At 61.5% G+C, this 23,015-nt stretch carries 16 protein-coding genes, 1 tRNA gene and 1 pseudogene; 14 read left to right on the forward strand and 4 right to left on the reverse strand.

The annotated features are described in order from the left end of the window. Positions 1–2: 2 nt before the first annotated feature. Complete coding sequence (locus tag G3N97_RS39280; protein ID WP_241030341.1) at positions 3–284, reverse strand: hypothetical protein; 282 nt, start codon at positions 282–284, stop codon at positions 3–5. Here G3N97_RS39280 and rpoD point away from each other — a divergent pair. From rpoD to G3N97_RS02775, 6 genes and pseudogenes are all read left to right on the forward strand, one after another. Then, a complete protein-coding gene (rpoD, locus tag G3N97_RS02750) occupies positions 283–2,544 on the forward strand; it encodes an RNA polymerase sigma factor RpoD (RefSeq protein WP_241030342.1) in 2,262 nt (753 codons plus the stop codon). The two genes, G3N97_RS39280 and rpoD, sit on opposite strands and share 2 nt — an antisense overlap. Before the next feature lie 167 nt (positions 2,545–2,711). Next, positions 2,712–2,799 (forward strand) — tRNA-Ile (locus G3N97_RS02755). A gap of 322 nt (positions 2,800–3,121) precedes the next feature. After that, complete coding sequence (locus G3N97_RS02760; protein ID WP_205991797.1) at positions 3,122–4,303, forward strand: transglycosylase SLT domain-containing protein; 1,182 nt, start codon at positions 3,122–3,124, stop codon at positions 4,301–4,303. A gap of 71 nt (positions 4,304–4,374) precedes the next feature. Next, entirely contained in the window at positions 4,375–5,667 is a 1,293-nt protein-coding gene (locus G3N97_RS02765) for a lactonase family protein (protein ID WP_205991798.1), read from the forward strand. A gap of 374 nt (positions 5,668–6,041) precedes the next feature. Beyond that, on the forward strand, positions 6,042–6,992 hold the full coding sequence (locus G3N97_RS02770; protein WP_205991799.1) for a choline ABC transporter substrate-binding protein: 951 nt from the start codon (positions 6,042–6,044) through the stop codon (positions 6,990–6,992). A gap of 278 nt (positions 6,993–7,270) precedes the next feature. Then, positions 7,271–8,857: pseudogene (locus G3N97_RS02775) on the forward strand (APC family permease); the annotation flags it as partial. Positions 8,858–8,984: 127 nt separating this feature from the next. Here G3N97_RS02775 and betA read toward each other — a convergent pair. The 3 genes from betA to betI are packed head-to-tail and all read right to left on the reverse strand — an operon-like array spanning position 8,985 to position 12,815. Beyond that, positions 8,985–10,706, reverse strand: a complete 1,722-nt coding sequence (gene betA, locus G3N97_RS02780) for a choline dehydrogenase (protein ID WP_205991801.1) — start codon at positions 10,704–10,706, stop codon at positions 8,985–8,987. An 11-nt stretch (positions 10,707–10,717) separates the two neighbouring features. Beyond that, on the reverse strand, positions 10,718–12,187 hold the full coding sequence (gene betB / locus G3N97_RS02785; RefSeq protein WP_205991802.1) for a betaine-aldehyde dehydrogenase: 1,470 nt from the start codon (positions 12,185–12,187) through the stop codon (positions 10,718–10,720). A 16-nt stretch (positions 12,188–12,203) separates the two neighbouring features. Then, positions 12,204–12,815 carry a transcriptional regulator BetI gene (betI, locus tag G3N97_RS02790; protein ID WP_065059945.1) on the reverse strand — a complete coding sequence of 204 codons (612 nt, stop codon included), beginning with the start codon at positions 12,813–12,815 and terminating at the stop codon, positions 12,204–12,206. A 355-nt stretch (positions 12,816–13,170) separates the two neighbouring features. Between betI and G3N97_RS02795 the strand changes: the two genes are divergently transcribed. The 8 genes from G3N97_RS02795 to fdhA all read left to right on the forward strand — a co-directional run bounded on the left by G3N97_RS02795 (position 13,171) and on the right by fdhA (position 22,989). Beyond that, positions 13,171–14,313 (forward strand): porin, encoded by a 1,143-nt coding sequence (locus G3N97_RS02795; RefSeq protein ID WP_205991803.1) that lies wholly within the window; start codon positions 13,171–13,173, stop codon positions 14,311–14,313. Between the two features lie 244 nt (positions 14,314–14,557). Continuing rightward, positions 14,558–15,943 (forward strand): L-serine ammonia-lyase, encoded by a 1,386-nt coding sequence (locus G3N97_RS02800; protein ID WP_205991804.1) that lies wholly within the window; start codon positions 14,558–14,560, stop codon positions 15,941–15,943. A gap of 40 nt (positions 15,944–15,983) precedes the next feature. Next, positions 15,984–17,228, forward strand: a complete 1,245-nt coding sequence (locus G3N97_RS02805; RefSeq protein WP_205991805.1) for a sarcosine oxidase subunit beta family protein — start codon at positions 15,984–15,986, stop codon at positions 17,226–17,228. 22 nt (positions 17,229–17,250) lie between these two features. Continuing rightward, complete coding sequence (locus G3N97_RS02810) at positions 17,251–17,562, forward strand: sarcosine oxidase subunit delta (protein WP_205991806.1); 312 nt, start codon at positions 17,251–17,253, stop codon at positions 17,560–17,562. Then, positions 17,559–20,567 (forward strand): sarcosine oxidase subunit alpha family protein, encoded by a 3,009-nt coding sequence (locus G3N97_RS02815; protein WP_205991807.1) that lies wholly within the window; start codon positions 17,559–17,561, stop codon positions 20,565–20,567. The genes G3N97_RS02810 and G3N97_RS02815 overlap by 4 nt, the downstream gene beginning before the upstream one ends. Further along, on the forward strand, positions 20,557–21,192 hold the full coding sequence (locus G3N97_RS02820; RefSeq protein WP_205991808.1) for a sarcosine oxidase subunit gamma: 636 nt from the start codon (positions 20,557–20,559) through the stop codon (positions 21,190–21,192). The genes G3N97_RS02815 and G3N97_RS02820 overlap by 11 nt, the downstream gene beginning before the upstream one ends. Beyond that, the gene (locus tag G3N97_RS02825; RefSeq protein WP_205991809.1) at positions 21,189–21,632 is read left to right on the forward strand and encodes a dihydroneopterin aldolase; all 444 of its coding nucleotides are present in this window, start codon (positions 21,189–21,191) and stop codon (positions 21,630–21,632) included. The genes G3N97_RS02820 and G3N97_RS02825 overlap by 4 nt, the downstream gene beginning before the upstream one ends. A 160-nt stretch (positions 21,633–21,792) precedes the next feature. Beyond that, entirely contained in the window at positions 21,793–22,989 is a 1,197-nt protein-coding gene (fdhA, locus tag G3N97_RS02830) for a formaldehyde dehydrogenase, glutathione-independent (RefSeq protein ID WP_110326705.1), read from the forward strand. Positions 22,990–23,015 lie beyond the last annotated feature (26 nt).

The raw sequence follows: 23,015 nt of genomic DNA on the forward strand, positions 1-23,015 counted from the left end.
TGCTATAATAAAAGGTTTTCAGCGGTTTGTTTTTGTTTTTTCCGGGCGGGCAGCTCAAGTATCACTCGGAGGTCGTTTCGCCGGGTGATGCCGAAAGGTGTCCAGTTTCCAGCAAGGGGCGGAATGGCAATGGCAAAGACTACAGGCGGAAAAAAGGCGACAGGCACAGGCTCGACGGAGCAGACCGGTAAGGTCACGAATGCCCAGGACGCCCCATCCGCCAGTTCCCGCCGCAAGGCGGCAACCGCCAGTCGTGAAGTACCCGCAGTCCGGAAGAAAGCCATGGCTGCTTCGGCCGCGCGAGCGGCGCCAACCCGTGCGGCGAAAGCTGCAACTCATCCGGCAACGAAGCGGTCCGGTGGTCCGAGTAGTGCAAGGCAAGTGCCTGCCGTTGCGGACGATGCGGCAGAGCGCGAGGCTCCAGTATCCACGGTTCAAGAGGCTGATGTCCAACAGCCGCGAGTCGAGACTACAGCCGGTACGGCGAACTCCATGACGAAAAAGCTGAATGAAGTGCCCGTCGATGACGACGCAAACCAGAGCGAGGAAAGCACGCCCACCCCGGCGGCCAAGGGTGAGAAAACCACCCGTGCGCGCGACCGGCGAGCGAAGGAGAAGGCGCTGCTGAAAGACGCGTTCGCGTCGTCGCAGCCCGGTACCGTCGAGGAACTCGAAGAGCGTCGCAACAAGCTTCGCGCGCTCATCAAGCTTGGCAAGGAGCGCGGCTACCTCACCTACGCCGAAATCAACGATCACCTTCCGGATAATTTCACGGAAACCGAGGCGATCGAAGGCATCATCAGCACGTTCAACGACATGGGCGTCGCCGTCTACGAACAGGCGCCGGATGCCGAAACGCTGCTCCTCAACGACAACGCACCCAACGCCTCTTCCGACGACGAAGTCGAGGAAGAAGCCGAAGTCGCGCTCTCGACCGTCGACTCCGAATTCGGCCGTACGACCGACCCCGTGCGCATGTACATGCGCGAGATGGGCACGGTCGAGCTGCTCACGCGCGAAGGCGAAATCGAAATCGCCAAGCGTATCGAAGACGGCCTCATGCACATGGTCATGGCGATCTCCGCTTGCCCGACCACGATTGCCGACATCCTCGCCATGGCCGAGCGCGTCGCGAACGACGAGATTCGCGTCGATGAGCTCGTCGACGGCCTGATCGATCCGAACGCCGAAGACACCGACGGCTTCAACGCCAAGGAAGCGGAAGAGATCGAGAACGAAAGCGAGGAAGACGAAGAGGAAGAGGAAGAAGAGGAAGAAGAAGAGGACGACGACGGCGCGGCGCAGGCGACGGCCAACGCGGCGCAGCTCGAAGCCCTCAAGCGCGCCTCGCTCGAAAAATTCGCGCTCATCAGCGAATGGTTCGACAAGATGCGCCGCGCGTTCGAGAAGGAAGGCTACAAGTCGAAGGCCTACCTGAAGGCGCAGGAAACCATCCAGACCGAACTGATGTCGATCCGCTTCACGGCGCGTACCGTCGAGCGTCTGTGCGACACGTTGCGCGCGCAAGTGGACGAAGTGCGCCAGGTCGAACGCCAGATCCTGCACACGGTCGTGGACAAGTGCGGCATGCCGCGCTCGGAGTTCATCGCGCGTTTCCCGGGCAATGAAACCGACCTCGAGTGGTCCGAGAAGATCGTCGGCGAGAATCACGCGTATAGCGCGATTCTGTCGCGCAATATTCCGGCGATCCGCGAACAGCAGCAGCGCCTGCTCGATCTGCAGGCGCGCGTGGTGCTGCCGCTCAAGGACCTCAAGGAAACCAATCGCCAGATGGCGGCGGGCGAACTGAAGGCGCGTCAGGCAAAGCGCGAAATGACCGAGGCCAATCTGCGTCTCGTGATCTCGATTGCGAAGAAGTACACGAACCGCGGTCTGCAGTTCCTCGACCTCATTCAGGAAGGCAATATCGGCCTGATGAAGGCGGTGGACAAGTTCGAATATCGGCGCGGCTACAAGTTCTCGACGTACGCGACGTGGTGGATCCGTCAGGCCATCACGCGTTCGATCGCGGACCAGGCGCGCACGATCCGCATTCCGGTTCACATGATCGAGACGATCAACAAGATGAACCGCATTTCGCGGCAGATCCTGCAGGAAACCGGTCTCGAGCCGGATCCGGCAACGCTCGCCGAGAAGATGGAAATGCCGGAGGACAAGATCCGCAAGATCATGAAGATCGCGAAGGAACCGATCTCCATGGAAACGCCGATCGGCGACGACGACGACTCGCATCTGGGCGATTTCATCGAAGACACCAACACGGTGGCGCCGTCGGACGCTGCGCTGCACGCTTCGATGCGCGACGTGGTGAAGGACGTGCTCGACTCGCTCACGCCGCGCGAGGCGAAGGTGCTGCGCATGCGCTTCGGTATCGAGATGAGCACCGACCACACGCTGGAAGAGGTCGGCAAGCAGTTCGACGTGACGCGCGAGCGGATTCGCCAGATCGAGGCGAAGGCGCTGCGCAAGCTGCGTCATCCGAGCCGCTCGGACAAGCTCAAGTCGTTCCTCGAAGGTAATTGATCGCTTTGCACGCTTGCGATACGTGCTTATCGCAAGCGAAAGCAGGGATCGGATGGTCAGGCTGGCCCGGTTTCGTGTAGTATGTCGGCCTGCCGTCGAAAAGCCCGGCCTTTGGCAGACCGGGCTTTTTTGTTGACGCTGTCTTTGTTGTTTCGTGTAGCTTCGTGGGGCCGGACGCCGTGTTGGTTGCAGGCAGCGGACTCATAATCCGCCGGAGAAATCCCGTCGTCGGTTCGAACCCGACCCGGCCCACCAGGTTATACGCACTCGCATTACGCGTGAATTTCCGCGATTCACGCACATAAAAGACCGGCCCTTGTGGCCGGTTTTTTATTTCCTCGTCGATTCGACCACCGCTCAGCGCCACTCGCGCGCCATTCACGCGTCACTTGACCCCGCCCGATTTAATTTCGCGATTTTCTTCACGATTTCGATGCGTTCTGAATCAGCGCGCTTGTCCGCGATTGGCATTTATCATCAAACCTTTTTAAAATCGGCCGATATTACGATTGAACACAAGTGAGACGCCGCGATTCGAACGCGACTCACACACGCGCGAACCGGGCATTCAAAGAACATGCAGTACCAGAAAATCATTTCGATGGCGGTCGCATTCGGCCGCGGTCTGCTGTGCGCGCTGATCGCCTGCGCGATGCCGGGTCTCGCCTTCGCGGATTGCATCGATGACGCCGCGGCCTTTCAGCACGTCAACGTGAGCCTGATGCGCGCCATTGCGCAAGTGGAGTCGGGCACGCAAACGCGCGTCATCAACACCAACAGCAATGGCACCGTCGATATCGGTCTCATGCAGATCAACAGCTCCTGGCTGCCGCGGCTCGCGCAGGAGGGCATTACCGAGCAGAGTCTGTTCGATCCCTGTACCAATGCTTATGTCGGCGCGTGGATACTCGCGGAAAATATTCGCCAGTTCGGGCCGACATGGAATGCAATTGGCGCGTATAACTCCCCATCGGCGGATAAGCGTCTCGCGTATGCGCGCAAGGTTTATGCTGCTGCCCAATCGCTCTCCAGTTCGCCGGATTCGTCCATGCCTATTCTGCCGCCTTCGTATATTCCGCCTCAGGACTACAACCCGTTTGCAAGCCTGGAGGTGAACCAGCCGCACGCGGGCGCCGCGCCGCGCGTGCCGACAGCGTTGGTGGCGAAGCCCGGCTCGTCGGCGATCGCGTCGGCGCCGCCTGGCGCGTACAACTTCGGCTGGGCGGTGTCGGGCGCGGATGGTGCGAAGCCCGTGCAGGTGTTCGACGACGGCGCGAAGATCTACGTTCAGTTCAGCGATATGAAGCGCGTGCCTGCGATTTTCGCGGATACGCCGCGCGGACGCGTCGTGTTGCGCTGGGAAGCGCAGCCGCCGTATGCGGTGATCGTGTCGTCGGAGCAGCGGCTCATTTTCCAGATCGGTGGCGCTGAAGCGACCGCGCAGCGAACTGGCACGCTGCCGCCATTGCCCACGCAATCGGCGGCGAACGCGGCGACCAACGCGGCGACCAACGCAGCGCCGTCGTCCGCGCCGCAAGCCAGCGCGCGCAACGCCGCCGATAAATCGGCCGATGCGCTCTGGTACGCGACCATGTCGCATCCGATTCCCGCGTCGTCGAAGGTTGCCGCGCAGGTCGAGCCGGTCGCGGTGACTGCGCCTTCGAATCCCACGCCCGCACCGGCACCCACACCTGCGCCCGCTTCGAAGCCTGCCGCCTCGAACCCCGGCACCAGCGCGCTCTGGTACGTCACGAAGTAAACCCTCGCGACGACGCGCCGCGCTTGCGACATAATCCGACCAGATCTCAATCTGGCAAAGGAGGCAAGTCGATGAGCAAGGCGCCGATGGTTGAAGTCCCCGGTTCGACGACGCGGCGGGTGTGGCTCAAAAGTCTGGGCGCGATGGCGGCGGCGTCCGCCATGGGCTCGGTAGCGGGCACGAGCGCGGCGCATGCCGCTCAATCGGCGCAAGCGGAACAAGCGTCGGACGATGCCACGCGTCCCGCTGCGCACGCCGGCAAGACGTTGGTCGCCTACGTTGGCACCTATACGCCGCACGGACTCGGCATCCATCGCTTTCGCGTCGATCACGCCACCGGCAAGCTCGATGCGCTCGAACCGGTGCAAGGCATCGAGAATCCGAGCGCGCTGGCCATCGATGCGCAGCAGCGTTATCTCTTCAGCGTGAGCGAGGTGAAGCAGTACAACGGCACGCCGAATGGCTCCGTGAGTTCGTATGCGATCGAGCCGGGCACGGGCGCGCTGCGTTTGATCGGCACGGTCAATTCGCAGGGCGCGGGGCCGGTGTATCTGAGCCTGCATCCGAATGGCCGTTTCCTGCTGGTCGCGAACTACAACAGCGGCAGCGTGGCCGTGCTGCCCGTGGCGAACGACGGCACGCTCGGCGAAGCGGTGTCCGTGCAGGCGCCGCAAGCGCCCGCCGGCGCGCAGCACGCGGCCGAAGGCGTGCCGGGCAGTTTCGCGATCAGCGATCACGACGGCCCGCACGCGCATACGATCGTGCCGTCGCCCGATGGCCGCTTCGCGATCTCGACCGATCTGGGCGTCGATCGCACCTACGTGTGGAAGTTCGATGAAGCGAGCGGCGCGCTCACGCCGGGCAATCCGCCGTTCGTGGCGGCTTCGGCCGGTGCGGGGCCGCGCCATGTCGTGTTTCATCCGAACGGCCGCTTTCTCTATCAGGTGACCGAAGAAGCGTCGACGCTCGTCTGTTACGGCTACGACGCGCAACGCGGCGTGCTCACGCAATTGCAATCGGTTTCCACGCTGCCGCCCGGTTATCAAGGAACGAGTTTCGCCTCGGAGATTCTGCTGTCGCACGATGGCCGCTTCGTCTATGTCGCGAACCGTTTGCACGACACGATCGTGCAGTTCGGCATCGGTGCGAACGGCCTCGTGCACCGCATTGGCGAGACGCCGACGGGCGGCGATTATCCGCGTGTGATTCGATTCGATCCGTCCGGGCGCTTCCTCTATTCGCTGAATCAGCGCAGCGATCATATTGCGATTTTCAGCGTCGATAAACCGAGCGGCACGCTGCATTTCACCGGCAATTATGTGGGCGTGGGGAGTCCCTCGGATATTGCGTTTGCGTGGGTGTAAGCGCCGATAAAGCGAATGACTCGAAGAATTTTTTCGAGTTGTTCGCTTTATTTATTTCGACATCCTGATGATTGCTCGGCGCGTATCGGGTCACGCCCGCAATCGGCCCGATTGCTTCATCGATTCCCGTCACCGTTCCGAAACCGATCTGAAAGCCTTGCCGGTCCCTTCACAGGTAAATTGATCGTTCAATCAACATAAACCCTTGTTCCGCGCGTATTGCCGGCAAGTCTTGTCGTTTCCGCGCAATTGCTCGTCGCAATTGCTACGTTGACCGGCTTTTTGCCGGACGACCATGTGTCATGGGCTGCACGGCGTCGCGGCGGCCCGTCCATGCGGAACCGCCGACGCTGTGCAATCCCGAGGAGAACAAGATGTGCCGATTCCAGACACTGCAAGCCTGCGCGCTCCTGTTTGCCGCAGCCGCCTGTTCGAGTGCCTTCGCCGCTGATCCGGCCGAGTGCAAGGCGGTGCGATTCGCCGATGTCGGCTGGACCGATATCGCCGCGACTACGGGCGTGGCGTCGACGATACTAGCGGGCCTGGGCTACGCACCGACGAAGACGATCGCTTCGGTGCCGATCACGTTCGCGGGCCTCAAGAGCAAACAGATCGACGTATTCCTCGGTTACTGGTCGCCGACGATGGACCCGATCATCGAGCCGTTCAGGAAGGCGGGCACCATCAAGGTGCTGCAAACGCCGAATCTCACCGGCGCGAAATACACGCTGGCGGTACCCGATTACGTTTATCAAGGCGGTCTGCGCTCGTTTCAGGACATCGCCAAATACGCGGACAAATTACAGGGCCGCATTTACGGCATCGAACCGGGTAACGACGGCAATCAGCTGATTCAGAAGATGATCGACGGCAATCAATATGGCCTCGGCAAATTCAAGCTGGTCGAGTCGAGCGAAGCGGGCATGCTCGTGCAGGTGAATCGCGCCGCGCGCGAGAAGCAGTGGATTGTGTTTCTCGGCTGGGAGCCGCATCCGATGAACGTGCAGATGAAGATCGACTATCTCGCGGGCGGCGACGACGTGTTCGGTCCCAATTACGGTGCGGCGCGCGTGCTCACGGCCGAACCGCCCGATTACAGCGCACGTTGCCCCAACGTGGCGAAATTCGTTTCGAATCTGCAATTCACCACTGCCATCGAAAATCATCTGATGGTGCCGATCGCCAACAAGGAAGATCCCAACAAGGCGGCGGCCGACTGGCTCAAGAGCAATCCGCAAGTGCTCGACAAATGGCTGGCGGGTGTCACGACACTCGACGGCAAGCCCGGTTTGCCCGCTGTGCGCGCCTATCTCGGCGCGAACTGATTCGACCAGGCATCGAGCCGGGCGCGCCTCTTGCGAGTACGCGCGGCTGCATAGGGAATCGGTGCGCGTGAAAGGCGCCTGCAAATACGTGTTGAATAGCGTGCGCGTCTGCATCTTCGCGCATTCGCTTTCACGCAGCGTCATGACCGTACTTCCCGATTTCTCCCTATTGGCCCGGTGATTTTGGTTGTTTAGCGTTCAACGAGAGGAGGAGGCAGATGGAGCAAGCGGGATTTCGTCCGCGCTCGGCCGACGAGGCCGGCGCTCGCAGCGCCCAGGGCCACGCATTGCAGCGCGGCCTCACGTGGAAAGACGCATTCTGGGTGACGAGTGGCGTGCCTGCGGGCGTGCTGTTCACGATCGGTGGTGTGTGCGCGACCATCGGTCAGCCCGCGTGGGCGATCTGGATTGCGTCGATCACAATGGGCCTCGTGCAGAGTGCAACGTATGCGGAAATTTCCGGACTCTTTCCGCATAAATCGGGCGGCGCGTCGGTGTATGGCGCGATTGGCTGGGTGCGCTACGGCAAGATGATTGCGCCCGTTTCGGTGTGGTGCAACTGGCTCGCATGGTCGCCCATGCTCGCGCTCGGTTGCGGGCTCGCTGCGAATTACGCGCTTGCCACCTTGTTCTCGCCCGATGCGGCGATCCTGCAATGGCGCTTGACGCTCGCGCATCTGGACTTCATCAAACCGGGCCTCACGCTGCGCATCAACGCGACGTTTCTGATCGCCGCAGCGTTTCTGCTCATCACGTTTCGCCTTCAACATAGCGGCGCCTCGAAAGCCGCGAAGACGCAAAAGATACTCGGCATTGCGTCGCTCACGCCGCTATTGATCGTCGGCCTCGTGCCGTTCATTACGGGCGATGTGCCGGCCACGCATCTCTTTCCGTTGCTGCCGCTCGGGCACGATGCGCACGGCAATCTCACCGCATCGTTCTTCGGCGCATGGAACGGACAGGGCGTGGTGATGGCCCTGGGCGCGATGTTCATGGCCGGCTGGGCTTCGTATGGTTTCGAAACTGCAGTGTGCTACACGCGCGAATTCCGCGATCCGCGTCGCGATACGGCGCGCGCGATCTTCTGGTCGGGCGCCTTGTGCCTCGTCGTGATGACGCTCGTACCGCTCGCCTTCCAGGGTTCGCTGGGCATGCAGGCGATGCTCGATCCGCGCATTGGCGATGGCACCGGCGTCGGTACCGCAATGGCCACGATGGTGGGCGGCGGCGCATGGGTCGGCAACGCCGTGGTCGTCATGCTGATGCTGTCGATTCTGCTGATCGTCATGACGTCGATGATGGGATCGTCGCGCACGCTGTATCAGGCGTCGATCGATGGCTGGCTGCCGCGCTATCTTTCGCGCGTCAACGAGCACGGCGCGCCGACGGCCGCAATGTGGACCGATCTCGGTTTCAATCTCGTGCTGCTCGCGATGTCGGACTATATGACGGTGCTGTCGATTTCCAACGTCTGCTATATGTTGTTCGTGTTTCTCAATCTGCAATCGGGCTGGATACACCGCATGGATCGCGGCAAATGGGAGCGCCCGTTCCGCTGTCCGACATGGCTGCTCGCGCTCGGCGCGCTGTGCGGCTACGCGAATCTGGTGTTCGTAGGCGCGGGTGCGAATCTGCAAGGCGAGGGCACCTTGCGCGATGGTTTGATTGCGATGCTGCTGATCGTGCCGGTGTTCGCGTTTCGCCATTATCTGCAGGATCGCGGGCGATTTCCGGCGGGAAGCGCACTCGATATGGAAGTGGTCGTGCCGAAGCGGAGCATCTGGCTGAATCTTGCACCGTATGGCGCGCTGATTGCGGCGGCGTTGACGATTGCGATTTCGCATCATTGGGCCGCGGGCGTTTGAACTGTTTCACCGATTCGACGCGGCGTTTTTCATTTCTTCAGCATCATAAAAAAATGCCGAAGCTTCGCGAGAAGCTTCGGCATTGCTATTTAACGAACGATTGAATCAGCGCATTGAGTTCGCGGCTTCAAGACATCGCATGCACATGCGTCACGGGCGGCGTTGTTGACCGTTGCGTTGCACCGCCGCGCGCCGGTGCACCATTTGCCACGAAGTAGTCCGCCGTCGAACGTGCGAGCGGCTGCTTGCCGCGAATTTGATCGGCGATCTTCTCGGCCATCATGATGGTCGGCGCATTGAGATTGCCCGTGGTGATACGCGGCATGATCGACGCATCGACCACGCGCAATCCTTCAAGACCATGCACGCGGCCTTCGTTGTCCACGACGGCCATGTTGTCGTAGCCCATCGCGCACGAACACGACGGGTGATACGCGGTTTCCGCGCGACTGCGCACGAATGCGTCGATCTCCGCATCGCTCTTCAATTGCGCGCCGGGACTCAGCTCCTGTCCACGGAAGCGGTCGAGCGCGGGCTGCGCGATGATCTCGCGCGTGATGCGAATCGCGTCGCGGAACTCACGCCAGTCGAGCGCCTCGGCCATATAGTTGAAGAGAATCGACGGATGTTCACGCGGATCGCGCGAACGCAGCTTTACGCGTCCGCGGCTGGGCGATCGCATCGAACCGACATGCGCCTGAAAGCCGTGCATCTTGATCGCATTCGAGCCGTTGTAATTGATCGCGACCGGCAGAAAGTGATATTGAATATTCGGCCATGGATCGTCATCGCGCGTGCGGATAAAACCGCCCGCTTCGAAATGATTACTCGCACCGATGCCCGTGCCGCGTAACATCCATTCGAGACCGATAGCCGGTTGATTGCGCATCAGCAGCGCGGGATAGAGCGAAACAGGCTCCTTGCACGCGTACTGCATATACATTTCGAGGTGATCCTGAAGATTCTGCCCGACGCCAGGCAAGTCGAGCACGACAGGAATATCGAGTTCGCGCAGCCATGCACCGGGACCGACGCCCGAGCGCTGCAAGATCTGCGGAGAGGCAATCGCGCCCGCACACAGCAACACTTCGCGGCGCGCGCGACGCGTGATGCGCGCGTTGCCGTCCAGAAACACCACACCGTTCGCACGTTTCCCGCTAAAGAGAATGCGGTCGGTCACCGCGTGCGTGACGATATCGAGGTTCGATCGTTGCTTCGCCTGATCCAGATAGCCGCGCGCGGTGCTCGCGCGCCGGCCTTTCGCTGTGACCGTGCGATCCATCGGCCCGAAACCTTCCTGGCGATAACCGTTGAGATCGTCGGTACGCGGATAACCCGCTTGCACGCCCGCTTCGATCATGGCCTCGAATAGCGGATTCACGCCGGGCTTGCTGGTGGTGACATGCACGGGCCCGTCGCCGCCGTGATAATCGTTCGCGCCGATGTCGCGCGTTTCAGCCTTGCGAAAATACGGCAGACAGTCCAGATAGCTCCAGTTTTCGAGGCCGTCGCGCTCGGCCCAACCGTCGTAATCCAGCGCGTTGCCGCGGATATAGCACATGCCATTGATCAGCGACGAGCCGCCCAGTCCCTTGCCGCGCCCGCACTCCATGCGCCGGTTGTTCATGTGCGGTTCGGGATCGGTTTCGTAGGCCCAGTTGTAGCGCCGCCCCTGCAGCGGATACGCGAGCGCCGCGGGCATTTGCGTGCGGAAATCGAAGCGATAATCGGGACCGCCCGCTTCGAGCAGGAGCACGCGAACATCGCGGTCCTCGGTCAGCCGCGTCGCGAGCACATTGCCTGCCGAGCCCGCGCCGATGATGATGTAGTCATAGTCTTGCGCTGCCATGCCGGGCTCCCTCAAAAGACGGGCTGATACGGTCCCAGTTCGACCTGGACGGATTTGAGGCGCGTGTAGTGCTCGAGTGTCGTGATGCCGTTTTCGCGGCCCACGCCCGATTGCTTGTAGCCGCCCACGGGCATTTCGGCGGGCGACTCGCCCCACGTATTGATCCAGCAAATACCTGCTTCCAGGCGATGAATCACGCGATGCGCGCGCGAGAGATTCTCCGTGACGACACCCGCTGCCAGTCCATAAAGCGTATCGTTCGCGCGCGCGATGACTTCTTCCTCGTCGCTGAACGTCAGCAGACTCATCACGGGGCCGAAGATTTCTTCGCGCACGATCTTCATCTCGTCGCGGCAATCGGCAAAGACCGTGGGAGCCACGTATTGACCGCGCGCGAAGTCGCCCTCAGTCAGCCGTGAGCCGCCTGCGATCAGCCGGGCGCCTTCGCGCTTGCCGCTGTCGATAAAGGCGAGCACCTTGTCCAGTTGCGCCGCGCTCGCGAGCGGGCCGAAATTGGTGGACGGATCGGTGGGTTTGCCCACGCGAATGCGCGCCACGCGTTGCAGGACGCGCGATTCGAAATCGTCGCGTATGGATGCCTGAACGAAAACGCGCGTGCCATTCGTGCATACCTGGCCGGCGCTGAAGAAGTTGGCTGTCACGGCGATATCGGCGGCACGGTCGAGATCGGCGTCTTCGAACACGATCAGCGGTGACTTGCCGCCGAGCTCCATCGTCACTTCCTTGAGCGACGAGGCGGCCGCAGCGGCCATGACTTTCTTTCCCGTTTCCACGCCGCCGGTAAACGAAATTTTCTCGATGCCCGGATGGTTGCTGAGCAGCGCGCCCACGCGGCCATCGCCTTGCACCACGTTGAAGACACCGGGCGGCACGCCCGCTTCCAGATAGATCTCCGCGAGTTTCGCGGCGGACAGCGGCGTGATTTCGCTGGGCTTGAAAATCATCGCATTGCCGGCTGCAAGAGCGGGCGCCGATTTCCAGCACGCGATCTGAATCGGGTAATTCCACGCGCCGATGCCCGCCGTCACGCCAAGCGGTTCGCGCCGCGTATAAACGAACGAACTCTCGCGCAGCGGAATCTGCTGACCTTCGAGTGCGGGCGCGAGGCCCGCATAGTATTCGATCACGTCCGCGCCCGTGACGATGTCGACGGCGCGCGTTTCGGCGATAGGCTTACCGGTGTCGCGCGTTTCCAGCTCGGCGAGCGCATCGTTACGCTCGCGCAGCAACTCGACGGCGCGGCGCAGGATGCGCGAACGCTGCATGGCCGTCATCGCGGCCCACACGCGCTGACCGTCGCGCGCGGATTGCACGGCGCGCTCGATATCGGCGGCGCTCGCCTGCTGCACGGTCGCCAGCGTTTCTCCGGTGGCGGGGTCGAACGTTTCGAAGGTTTCGCCGCTGGTGGCGTCGAGGTACGCGCCGTGAATGAAGAGGCGTTCGAGCGGGTAATGGGGCATCGCCAGGACTCCGTAGTCAGGCCGACTTGCGCGTGCGCGCCTTGGCGCGCGCGTCGAGCAGCAAGTCGATGTAATCGTTGGCCAGCCGCAAGGCGGCTTTGGTGTCGAAGGGTTCGCCGGTGGTTGCGCCGCGCAGCCAGAGGCCGTCGATCATGGCGGCGAGCCCGGTGGCGGCGCGCCGTGACGCAGCGCGCGGCAGCGCTTTTTCGAATTCCGCGCACAGATTCGAATACAGCCGGCGCGTATTCACGCGTTGCAAACGGCGCAGCGTGGGCTGATGCATGCTCTCGGCCCAAAACGCGAGCCACGTCTTCATGACCGGTGTATTGACCTGAGAAACATCGAAATTGGCGGCGACGATCGCACGCAGACGCGCGCGCGGTTCGGGCTTCGCGGCCAGCCGGCGGCGCATGGTCGCTTCCCACAAATCGCGGAGCACATGGCGCATGGTGGCTTCGAGCAGCCCGTCCTTGCCGCCGAAATAGTGGCTCACGATACCGGTCGAGATATTCGCGCGCTGCGCAACGGTCGCAAGCGTCGTACCCGACAAACCAGACTGGTCGATGGTCTGCAGGGTGGCATCGATGAGTTGGGCGCGACGCAGGTCGCGCATTCCGATCTTGGGCATGGTGAGTCAGGACGCACGGGGAGGACTCCACTCTAATTATTTTTTATTGAATGATCAATCAATAAAAACGTTGCGCGCGTGCCGCGGCGCATTTTCAAAAGCGCGCGTCGGATTGTCGATGGTCGCGCCGTGCGCGTCGTCTCGCGAGCCTTGCTACATAAGGATTCGAGCGCTTTTTACAGGGGTTTTCACGCACCATGCATGTCGCGATAGCGCCAGTGCGCGTCGCTTGAACGCAGGTTGCGCGCGATTTGGACGCTTACGTTTGGTCCGTCCGCATAGCTGCCAGGCGCGCTGCCAGGCCCTGAAATGCGGCACTTTTCAACCGTATCGCGAGTCAAGAGAGACCGACACCATGAGAAAAGCAAACGCACTGGTACTGACCGCAATCGCACTGGCGCTGTCCGCACTATCGAATTCGAGTCATGCGCAGAGCAGCGTCACGATGTACGGCATCATCGATGCGGGTGTGACTTACGTCACCAATGCAGGCGGCTCGCATCAAGTCAAATTCGACGACGGTATTTCGTACGCGAACCGTTGGGGCATCAAAGGCACGGAAGATCTCGGCGGCGGCATGAAAGCCGTGTTCGATCTGGAAAGCGGATTTCACCTCGGCAACGGCACGCTCGCGAATGGCGGTTCGCTATTCGGCCGCGCGGCGTATGTGGGGTTGCAGAGCGATTGGGGCACGCTCACGTTCGGCAATCAGATCGACATGACGCAGGAGATGGTTTATCTCTTCAACGTCACGGCGTGGGCGAGCGGTTACGCCATCAATCAAGGCGACTTCGACCGCATGAATGGCGATCATCTGCCGAATTCGGTGAAGTTCATGTCGAACACGTATGGCGGTTTCCAGTTTGGCGGCATGTATTCGTTCAGCAATACGCCTGGCGATTTTCATACGGGCAGCGCGTGGAGCGTGGGCGCGCAATATCAGCACGGCGCATTCGCGATGGGCGCGGCGTATACACAGCTGAATAATCCGTCCGGTATTTACGGCTTCGATCCGTACGCGATGATCGGCGTGCATACCTTCTTCGGCCGCCCGACCGTGAGCGTCGATCCCACCACGGGCGCGGTCACCGATCTTTACGCGGACAGCGCGTTTCCCGTCGATAAACAAGGCACATTCGGCATCGGCGCGAGTTATGTGATTGGCGACGTCACGCTGATGAGCGATTTCACCTATACGCAAATCAAGGCGTTTGGCGAAAGCGAACACATGCTCGTGGCCGAAGGCGGCGCCGACTGGCAAATCACGCCCGCGCTCGCGCTGATTGGCGGCTACCAGTACACGCATTTCGATGGCCATCACTGGAATCAGCTGTCGGCGGGCCTGCATTACGCCCTCTCGAAACGCACCGACGTCTATCTGTCCGGAGACTGGCTGAAGGCATCGCAAGGCGTCGATGCTGTGATCGGTTACAGCTTCACGCCGTCCTCGACCACGACGCAGGCCGACGTGCGAATCGGTATGCGCCATTCGTTCTGAAACGTTTAATCGATCGACGCAGTTTCCGCGGTGCAGCAATTCGAATTTTCCCCACCCGGGCCGGCGTCACGCCGGCTTACGCCTTTTGACCGCGAATCATCGTCAAACCGCATGGCGGGACGCCGCGACGCCCGTCTGGCGGGGCCGTCCACGCGCAATGGCGCTTTTGTTCTATCTGATCCGGGCCGCGATTTGGTCTACTGATTCCAACGTCACTCGTGCCACGCCAAGCCGGAGAAGTCAGATGAATGTCAGCGTCTTCGACCTGTTCAAGATTGGGATTGGCCCGTCGAGCTCGCATACCGTCGGTCCGATGGTTGCCGCTTGCCGCTTCGTGTCCCATATCGAGGACGCCAATTTGCTGGCCTTCGTGCGTCGCGTGAAGGTCGAGCTGTACGGCTCGCTGGGCGCCACCGGCAAGGGCCACGGAACCGACAAGGCCGTGCTGCTCGGTCTCGAGGGTCATCTGCCCGATGCGATCGATCCGGATCAGATCGAACCGCGCCTCGCCGCTATTCGCGCCGAGAAAGCCCTGATGTTGCTCGGCAAGCAATCGATTCGCTTCGACGAAAAAGAAGGTATCGGTTTCTTTCGACGCACGATGGGCGGCGCGAATACCTTGCATTCGAACGGCATGCGCTTTCAGGCCTTCGACGAAAACGGCCAGTTGCTGGTGGAAAAAGAGTATTACTCGGTCGGCGGCGGCTTTGTGGTGAATCGCGAAGGCGATCGCGTCAATGGCGTGCGCACCGCGCATGACATGCCGTATCCGTTCCGCACCGGCGACGATCTGCTGCGCGTCTGCAATGAAAGCGGGCTGTCCATTGCGGAGATTACGTTCGCCAATGAATGCGCGACGCGCTCGCCGGACGAGGTGCGCGAAGGCTTGATGGCAATCTGGCGCACGATGGCCGCGTGCGTCGAGCGCGGCTGCAAGATGCACGGTCAGCTGCCTGGTCCGATGCAGGTCAAGCGCCGCGCCGCCGATCTTTCCGTGCAATTGCGCGCGCGTTCCGAAGAGTCGTTGCGTGACCCGCTTTCAATGCTCGACTGGGTCAATCTCTACGCGATGGCGGTGAACGAAGAAAACGCCGCGGGCGGCCGCGTCGTCACCGCGCCGACCAATGGTGCGGCCGGTGTAATTCCCGCCGTGCTCCATTACTACGTGAAATTCGTGCCCGGTGCGAACGAAAAAGGCATCGTGGATTTCCTGCTCACCGCCGCCGCGATCGGCGTCATCTACAAGGAAACAGCCTCTATTTCAGGGGCCGAAGTGGGTTGCCAGGGCGAAGTGGGCGTCGCCTGTTCGATGGCCGCCGCCGCGCTCGCGGCCGTGATGGGCGGCACGCCCTTGCAGGTCGAGAACGCCGCCGAGATCGGCATGGAGCACAACCTCGGCATGACGTGCGATCCCGTCGGCGGCCTCGTGCAGATTCCCTGCATCGAGCGCAACGCGATGGGCGCGATCAAGGCGCTGAATGCCGCGCGCATGGCGCTCAAAGGCAATGGCCAGCATTACGTCACGCTCGACAACGTCATCAAGACGATGCGCGAAACGGGCGCCGATATGAAGACGAAATACAAGGAGACGTCACGCGGTGGACTCGCCGTGAACGTCATCGAGTGCTAATGGAAACGCGCAAACGGAAACACGCAAAGGGGTCTGCGAGATGAGCCGCTATTCGATATTCAGTCTGTTCCGCAACGGGTTGTCGTATCACGAGAACTGGGAGCGGCAGTGGAGAAGTCCTGAGCCGAAAAAGGAGTACGACGTGGTGATCGTCGGCGGCGGCGGACATGGTCTCGCGACCGCGTATTACCTCGCCAAAGAACACGGCGTGAAGAATATCGCGATTCTGGAGAAAGGCTGGATTGGCGGCGGCAATACCGCGCGCAATACGACCATCGTGCGTTCGAATTATCTGTGGGACGAGTCGGCGGCGCTTTACGAAAAGGCGATGAAACTGTGGGAAGGTCTCGCACAGGATCTCAACTACAACGTGATGTTCAGTCAGCGCGGCGTGATGAATCTCGCTCATACGCTGCAGGACGTGCGCGATACCGAGCGCCGCGTGAATGCGAACCGGCTCAACGGCGTGGACGCTGAATTCCTCACGCCGGAACAGATCAAGGAAATCGAGCCGACGATCAATCTGAATAGCCGCTATCCGGTGCTGGGCGCGTCGATTCAACGCCGCGCGGGCGTGGCGCGTCACGACGCCGTGGCGTGGGGTTTTGCGCGCGGCGCGGATCGTGCGGGCGTGGACATCATCCAGAATTGCCAGGTCACGGGCATTCGCCGCGATGGCGGCCGCGTGACGGGCGTCGATACGGTGAAGGGCTTTATCAAGGCGAAGAAAGTGGCCGTGGTCGCTGCGGGCAATACCACCACGCTCGCCGATATGGCCGGTGTGCGTCTGCCGCTGGAAAGCCATCCGTTGCAGGCGCTCGTTTCCGAGCCGATCAAACCGGTCGTCAATACGGTGATCATGTCGAACGCGGTGCACGCTTATATCAGCCAGTCCGACAAGGGCGATCTCGTGATTGGCGCGGGCGTCGACCAATACACCGGTTTTGGCCAGCGCGGCAGTTTCAACATTATCGAAGGCACGTTGCAGGCCATCGTCGAAATGTTCCCGGTCTTTTCGCGCGTGCGCATGAATCGCCAGTGGGGCGGCATTGTCGACGTCTCGCCGGACGCCTGCCCGATTATCAGCAAGACCGACGTTAAAGGCCTGTATTTCAATTGCGGTTGGGGCACGGGTGGTTTCAAGGCGACGCCGGGTTCGGGCTGGGTCTTCGCGCACACCATTGCGAACGACGAACCGCATCCGCTGAATGCGCCGTTCTCGCTCGACCGTTTCTACACCGGTCATCTGATCGACGAACACGGCGCAGCCGCCGTGGCGCATTAACCGCACACAGGATAGACACATCATGCTGCTGATCGAATGCCCCTGGTGCGGGCCGCGCGCCGAAATCGAATTCACCTGCGGCGGCGAAGCGGAAATCGCTCGCCCGCTCGATACCGATGCGCTGAGCGACAAGGAATGGGGCGATTACCTGTTCATGCGCCACAATCCGCGCGGCGTGCATAAAGAGCAATGGCTGCACGCACAAGGCTGCCGCCGCTGGTTCATGGCCACGCGCGATACGGTGACGTACGAGATTCAAAGCTACGAGAAGTTCGGCGCGGGCAATCACGCGGGCAACGAAAAAGATCTGGAAAAAGGGAGCGCACAGCGATGAGCCAGAAGAACCGCCTCGGCGCCGGTGGGCGCATCAATCGCGCGATTCCGCTGACATTCACGTTCAACGGCCGCACGTATCAGGGTTATCAGGGCGATACGCTCGCTTCCGCGCTGCTCGCGAACGACGTGCATTTCGTGGCGCGCAGTTTCAAATACCATCGTCCGCGCGGCATCGTGACGGCCGACGTGGCCGAGCCGAATGCGGTCGTGCAACTCGAACGCGGCGCGCATACCGTGCCGAATGCGCGCTCGACCGAGATCGAGTTGTATCAGGGGCTGGTGGCGAACAGCGTCAACGCCGAGCCGAACCTCGAAAACGATCGCATGGCGATCAATCAAAAGTTCTCGCGCTTTTTGCCCGCGGGCTTTTACTACAAGACGTTTATGTGGCCGCGTAAATGGTGGCCGAAATACGAAGAAAAGATTCGCGATGCGGCGGGTCTCGGCAAATCGCCTGAAGTGCGTGACGGCGATCGCTACGATAAATGCTTCGCACATTGCGACGTGCTCGTGATCGGCGGCGGCCCGACGGGTCTGGCGGCAGCGCACACGGCCGCGTTGAGCGGCGCGCGCGTGATGCTGATCGACGATCAGCGCGAACTCGGCGGCAGCCTGCTCGGCTGCAAGGCGGAGATCGACGGCAAGCCCGCGCTGCAATGGGTCGAAAAGATCGAAGCCGAATTGTCCGCCATGCCGGACGTGAAGATTCTCTCGCGCAGCACGGCATTCGGTTATCAGGATCACAATCTCGTGACCGTCGCGCAACGGTTGACTGAGCATTTGCCGGTGTCCACGCGTCACGGCACGCGTGAACTGCTGTGGAAGATTCGTGCGAAGCGCGTGATTCTCGCCACGGGCGCGCAGGAGCGTCCGGTTGTATTCGGCAATAACGATTTGCCGGGCATCATGCTCGCGTCGTCGGTATCGACTTATCTGCATCGCTATGGCGTGATTCCGGGCCGCAATGCCGTGGTGTTCACGAATAATGATGCGGGCTATCGTTGCGCGCTCGATCTCAAGGCGTGCGGTGCAAACGTGACGCTCGTCGATTCGCGCGCACAAGGCAGTGGCGCATTGCAAAGCGCTGCGCGTCGCCAGGGTGTGAAGGTGATGAACAACGCCGCGATCATGACGGCGCACGGCAAACTGCGCGTGAATGCCGTGGACGTGGTCGCGTATGCGAACGGCAAGACCGGTGCGAAGCAGGCAACGATTCCGTGCGATCTCGTGGCGATGTCGGGTGGCCTGAGCCCCGTGCTGCATCTGTTCGCGCAATCGGGCGGCAAGGCGCTCTGGAACGACACGAAAGCGTGCTTCATGCCGGGCAAGCGCGTGCAGCCCGAAGTCAGCGTGGGCGCGGCGGTCGGCGAATTCAGTCTGGCGCGCGGCCTGACGCTCGCGGTCGATGCCGGCATCGACGCGGCACAAAGTCTCGGTTTCAAGCTCGCGCGTCCGAACGTGCCGAAGGTCGCGGAGCTGAGCGAATCGCCGCTCGAACCGCTGTGGCTCGTGGGCAGTCGCACGGAAGCGTCGCGCGGCCCGAAGCAGTTCGTCGATTTCCAGAATGACGTCTCGGCGGCCGATATTCTGCTTGCCGCGCGCGAAGGGTTTGAATCGGTCGAGCACGTCAAGCGTTATACGGCGATGGGTTTCGGCACCGATCAGGGCAAGCTCGGCAATATCAACGGCATGGCGATTCTCGCGGCGGCGCTCGGAAAAACGATTCCGGAAACCGGCACCACGACGTTCCGCCCGAATTACACGCCGGTGACTTTCGGTACGTTCGCGGGCCGCGAACTCGGCGATTTTCTCGATCCGGTGCGCAAGACCTGCGTGCACGAATGGCACGTCGAGCACGGCGCGCTGTTCGAGGACGTGGGCAACTGGAAGCGTCCGTGGTATTTCCCGAAGGGCGGCGAAGATCTTCACGCGGCGGTGAAGCGCGAATGTCTCGCGGTGCGTAACAGCGTGGGCATTCTCGATGCGTCGACGCTCGGCAAGATCGATATTCAGGGACCGGACGCGGCGAAACTGCTCAACTGGGTCTATACGAATCCGTGGAGCAAACTCGAAGTCGGTAAATGCCGCTATGGTCTCATGCTCGACGAAAACGGCATGGTGTTCGACGACGGCGTGACGGTGCGTCTCGGTCCGCAGCATTACATGATGACGACGACGACCGGCGGCGCGGCGCGCGTGCTCACGTGGCTCGAACGCTGGCTGCAAACCGAATGGCCCGATATGAAAGTGCGGCTCGCTTCCGTGACCGATCACTGGGCGACCTTCGCAGTGGTTGGCCCGAAGAGCCGGAAGGTGCTGCGAAAGGTTTGTGACGATATCGATTTCGACAATGCGGCGTTCCCGTTCATGTCGTATCGCAATGGCACGGTCGCGGGCGTGAAGTCGCGCGTCATGCGCATCAGCTTCTCGGGCGAACTCGCTTATGAAGTGAATGTGCCGGCGAATGCGGGGCGCGCCGTGTGGGAAGCGTTGATGGCAGCGGGCGCCGAATTCGACATCACGCCTTATGGCACGGAAACGATGCACGTGCTGCGCGCGGAGAAGGGTTACATCATCGTCGGCCAGGACACCGATGGTTCGGTAACGCCGTTCGATCTCGGCATGGGTGGTCTGGTTTCGCAAACCAAGGACTTCCTCGGCCGCCGCTCGCTCAAGCGTTCCGATACGGCAAAAGAAGGGCGTAAGCAGTTCGTGGGTCTGCTCACCGACGATCCGCATTTCGTGCTGACCGAAGGCAGCCAGATCGTCGAGGAAAGCGCGCGCGCCGGTCACGACGGCACGATGCCGATGCTCGGTCACGTCACGTCCAGTTATCAGAGCCCGATACTCGAACGTTCGATTGCGCTCGCGGTAATTAAAGGCGGTTTGGGCAGAATGGGCGAACGCGTCGTGATTCCGCTCGCCGATGGGCGGCGCGTGGGCGCGAAGATCGTCAGCCCGGTTTTCTACGACATCGAAGGGGTGCGTCAGCATGTGGAATGAAACGAGAGATCCGATGCCCCTCGCGGAGCGAGCGGAGAGTGTGAACCTGGAGTCGCCGTTTATCGGCGTGGACGATCTGCTCAAGGTGCAGGACGCGCGCGGATCGAAAGCATTCGCGATGCGCGAGCAGCCGTTTCGCGATCTGGTGAATGTGCGCGGCGAATTGAGCGATGCGGCTTTTGTCGAGGCATTCGAGCGGACGGTCGGTTGCCGTCCGCCCGCTGCACCGAATACCGTCGCGCGCAGCGCCAATTACGACGTGCTGTGGCTCGGCCCCGATGAATGGCTCGTGCGTTCGAGCGCGCCTGTGCGTGCGGGTGTGCTCGAAGCGAAACTCGCGCCCGAAATCGGCGAATGCTATGCGGCGGCCGTCGACGTCGGCAGCGGTTATACCGTGGTCGAAGTCGAAGGCACGCGCGTGCGCGAAGTGCTGTCGCGCGGCTGTCCGCTCGATCTGCATCCGTCACTGTTCAAAGCGGGGCAATGCGCGCAGAGCCTGTATTTCAAGGCCTCGATCGTATTGATTCCGATTGCAGCGGATCGTTACGAACTGGTCGTGCGACGCAGTTTCGCCGATTACTTTTGCCGCATCATGCTCGATGCCGCGGCATCGCTCGCGCCATGAAGATCGTCGATGGTACCTTCGACAATGCGCCTGCATGCGGGCGCGGCTGGAGCGTGTTCGTCGACGCGCTCAGCGTGCCGGCGCGCATCGGCATTCATCCGCATGAACACGGTCAGTCGCAGCCGCTCGTGATCGACGCGCAGCTCGGATATGGCCGCGCGCCAAAAGAGGCGGGCGACTGGATCGATTACGAAAGCTGGTGTGCGCGCATCGCGGATTTCCTCGCGCACAAAGCCCATACGCGTTTGCTCGAAACGCTGGTGGCCGATGTGGCGGCGCTGTCGTTTCGCGAATGGCCCGCGCTCGAAACGCTCACGCTGGCCGTGCACAAGCCGAAGATCCGCCCCGGCACGCGTCGCGTGGGTGTGTCGCTCGACTGGACGCGCGCGGATTATCTGCAATGGAGCGCAACGGCAGCAGAGATGCACGCCCACGCATAAAGACATCGTCATGCACGTGAGTGTCGGTGCCGTGCAAACGTACGTCGGGTTTTGTATGGTTTGAAGAGGGCACACGGCGCTACGCTCGAATCATCGCCGTTGCAGCGCGTGCGCAAAGACGCAGCGGCGCTTTTCATCAACAACGAAACGGAGACAAGCGATGAGTGGCAATCGAGGCGTCGTGTACATGGGACCGGGCAAGGTCGATGTGCAGAAGATCGACTATCCGAAGATGGTGGACCCGAGCGGCCGCAAGATCGGTCATGGCGTGATTCTCAAGGTCGTCAGCACAAATATCTGCGGCTCGGATCAGCATATGGTGCGCGGGCGCACGACGGCGCCGGTCGGCCTCGTGCTCGGCCATGAAATCACGGGCGAAGTGGTCGAGATCGGCAACGATGTCGAAACCCTCAAACTCGGCGATCTCGTTTCCGTGCCGTTCAACGTCGCGTGCGGACGCTGCGCGATGTGCAAGGACCAGAATACCGGCGTGTGCCTGAACGTGAATCCGTCGCGCGCGGGCGGTGCCTATGGTTATGTCGATATGGGCGGCTGGATCGGCGGTCAGGCCGAATACGTGCTCGTGCCGTACGCCGATTTCAATCTGCTCAAATTCCCCGATCGCGATCAGGCGATGTCGAAGATTCGCGATCTCACCTGTCTCTCCGATATTCTGCCCACGGGCTATCACGGCGCCGTGACGGCTGGCGTGAAGCCGGGCTCGACGGTTTATATCGCGGGCGCGGGACCGGTCGGCATGGCGGCGGCCGCATCGGCGCGGCTGCTTGGCGCGGCCTGCACGATCGTCGGCGACATGAACGCGGAACGTCTCGCGCACGCGAAAGCGATGGGATTCGAAGTCGTCGATTTGTCGAAAGACGCCACGCTCGGCGAGCAGGTCGAGCAGATTCTCGGCAAGCCCGAAGTCGATTGTGCGGTCGACTGCGTGGGTTTCGAAGCGCATGGTCACGGCGCATCGGGACACGCGGAAGAGGCGCCCGCCACCGTGCTCAATTCGCTGATGGAAATCACGCGGCCCGCAGGCATGATCGGCATTCCGGGTCTCTACGTCACCGACGATCCGGGCGCGCGCGATCTCGCCGCGCAGCACGGCAGCCTGAGCATCCGCTTCGGACTCGGCTGGGCAAAATCGCATACGTTCCATACCGGTCAGACGCCGGTGCTCAAATACAACCGCAATCTCATGCAGGCGATTCTGTTCGACCGCTTGCCGATTGCGAAAATCGTCAACGTCTCGGTGATTTCGCTCGATGAAGCGCCGCAAGGCTATAAGCAATTCGATGGCGGTGCGCCGCGCAAGTTTGTGATCGATCCGCACGGCATGCTGGCCGCGTGATCGGAAGCATTCAATTTATTTGCGCC

Origin of the sequence: Paraburkholderia sp. Ac-20347 (genome assembly GCF_017104805.1) — a bacterium.
Classification (GTDB): Bacteria; Pseudomonadota; Gammaproteobacteria; order Burkholderiales; family Burkholderiaceae; genus Paraburkholderia; species Paraburkholderia tropica.

Bases quoted from the DNA above. Each gene is read 5' to 3' on its own strand.
- G3N97_RS39280 (WP_241030341.1), bottom strand. From the start codon at position 284: ATGGCTTTCTTCCGGACTGCGGGTACTTCACGACTGGCGGTTGCCGCC.
- rpoD (WP_241030342.1), top strand. From the start codon at position 283: ATGGCTGCTTCGGCCGCGCGAGCGGCGCCAACCCGTGCGGCGAAAGCT.
- G3N97_RS02820 (WP_205991808.1), top strand. From the start codon at position 20,557: ATGTGGAATGAAACGAGAGATCCGATGCCCCTCGCGGAGCGAGCGGAG.
- G3N97_RS02795 (WP_205991803.1), top strand. From the start codon at position 13,171: ATGAGAAAAGCAAACGCACTGGTACTGACCGCAATCGCACTGGCGCTG.
- G3N97_RS02765 (WP_205991798.1), top strand. From the start codon at position 4,375: ATGAGCAAGGCGCCGATGGTTGAAGTCCCCGGTTCGACGACGCGGCGG.
- G3N97_RS02760 (WP_205991797.1), top strand. From the start codon at position 3,122: ATGCAGTACCAGAAAATCATTTCGATGGCGGTCGCATTCGGCCGCGGT.
- betI (WP_065059945.1), bottom strand. From the start codon at position 12,815: ATGCCCAAGATCGGAATGCGCGACCTGCGTCGCGCCCAACTCATCGAT.
- G3N97_RS02825 (WP_205991809.1), top strand. From the start codon at position 21,189: ATGAAGATCGTCGATGGTACCTTCGACAATGCGCCTGCATGCGGGCGC.
- G3N97_RS02805 (WP_205991805.1), top strand. From the start codon at position 15,984: ATGAGCCGCTATTCGATATTCAGTCTGTTCCGCAACGGGTTGTCGTAT.
- G3N97_RS02815 (WP_205991807.1), top strand. From the start codon at position 17,559: ATGAGCCAGAAGAACCGCCTCGGCGCCGGTGGGCGCATCAATCGCGCG.
- G3N97_RS02770 (WP_205991799.1), top strand. From the start codon at position 6,042: ATGTGCCGATTCCAGACACTGCAAGCCTGCGCGCTCCTGTTTGCCGCA.
- G3N97_RS02800 (WP_205991804.1), top strand. From the start codon at position 14,558: ATGAATGTCAGCGTCTTCGACCTGTTCAAGATTGGGATTGGCCCGTCG.
- G3N97_RS02810 (WP_205991806.1), top strand. From the start codon at position 17,251: ATGCTGCTGATCGAATGCCCCTGGTGCGGGCCGCGCGCCGAAATCGAA.
- betA (WP_205991801.1), bottom strand. From the start codon at position 10,706: ATGGCAGCGCAAGACTATGACTACATCATCATCGGCGCGGGCTCGGCA.
- fdhA (WP_110326705.1), top strand. From the start codon at position 21,793: ATGAGTGGCAATCGAGGCGTCGTGTACATGGGACCGGGCAAGGTCGAT.
- betB (WP_205991802.1), bottom strand. From the start codon at position 12,187: ATGCCCCATTACCCGCTCGAACGCCTCTTCATTCACGGCGCGTACCTC.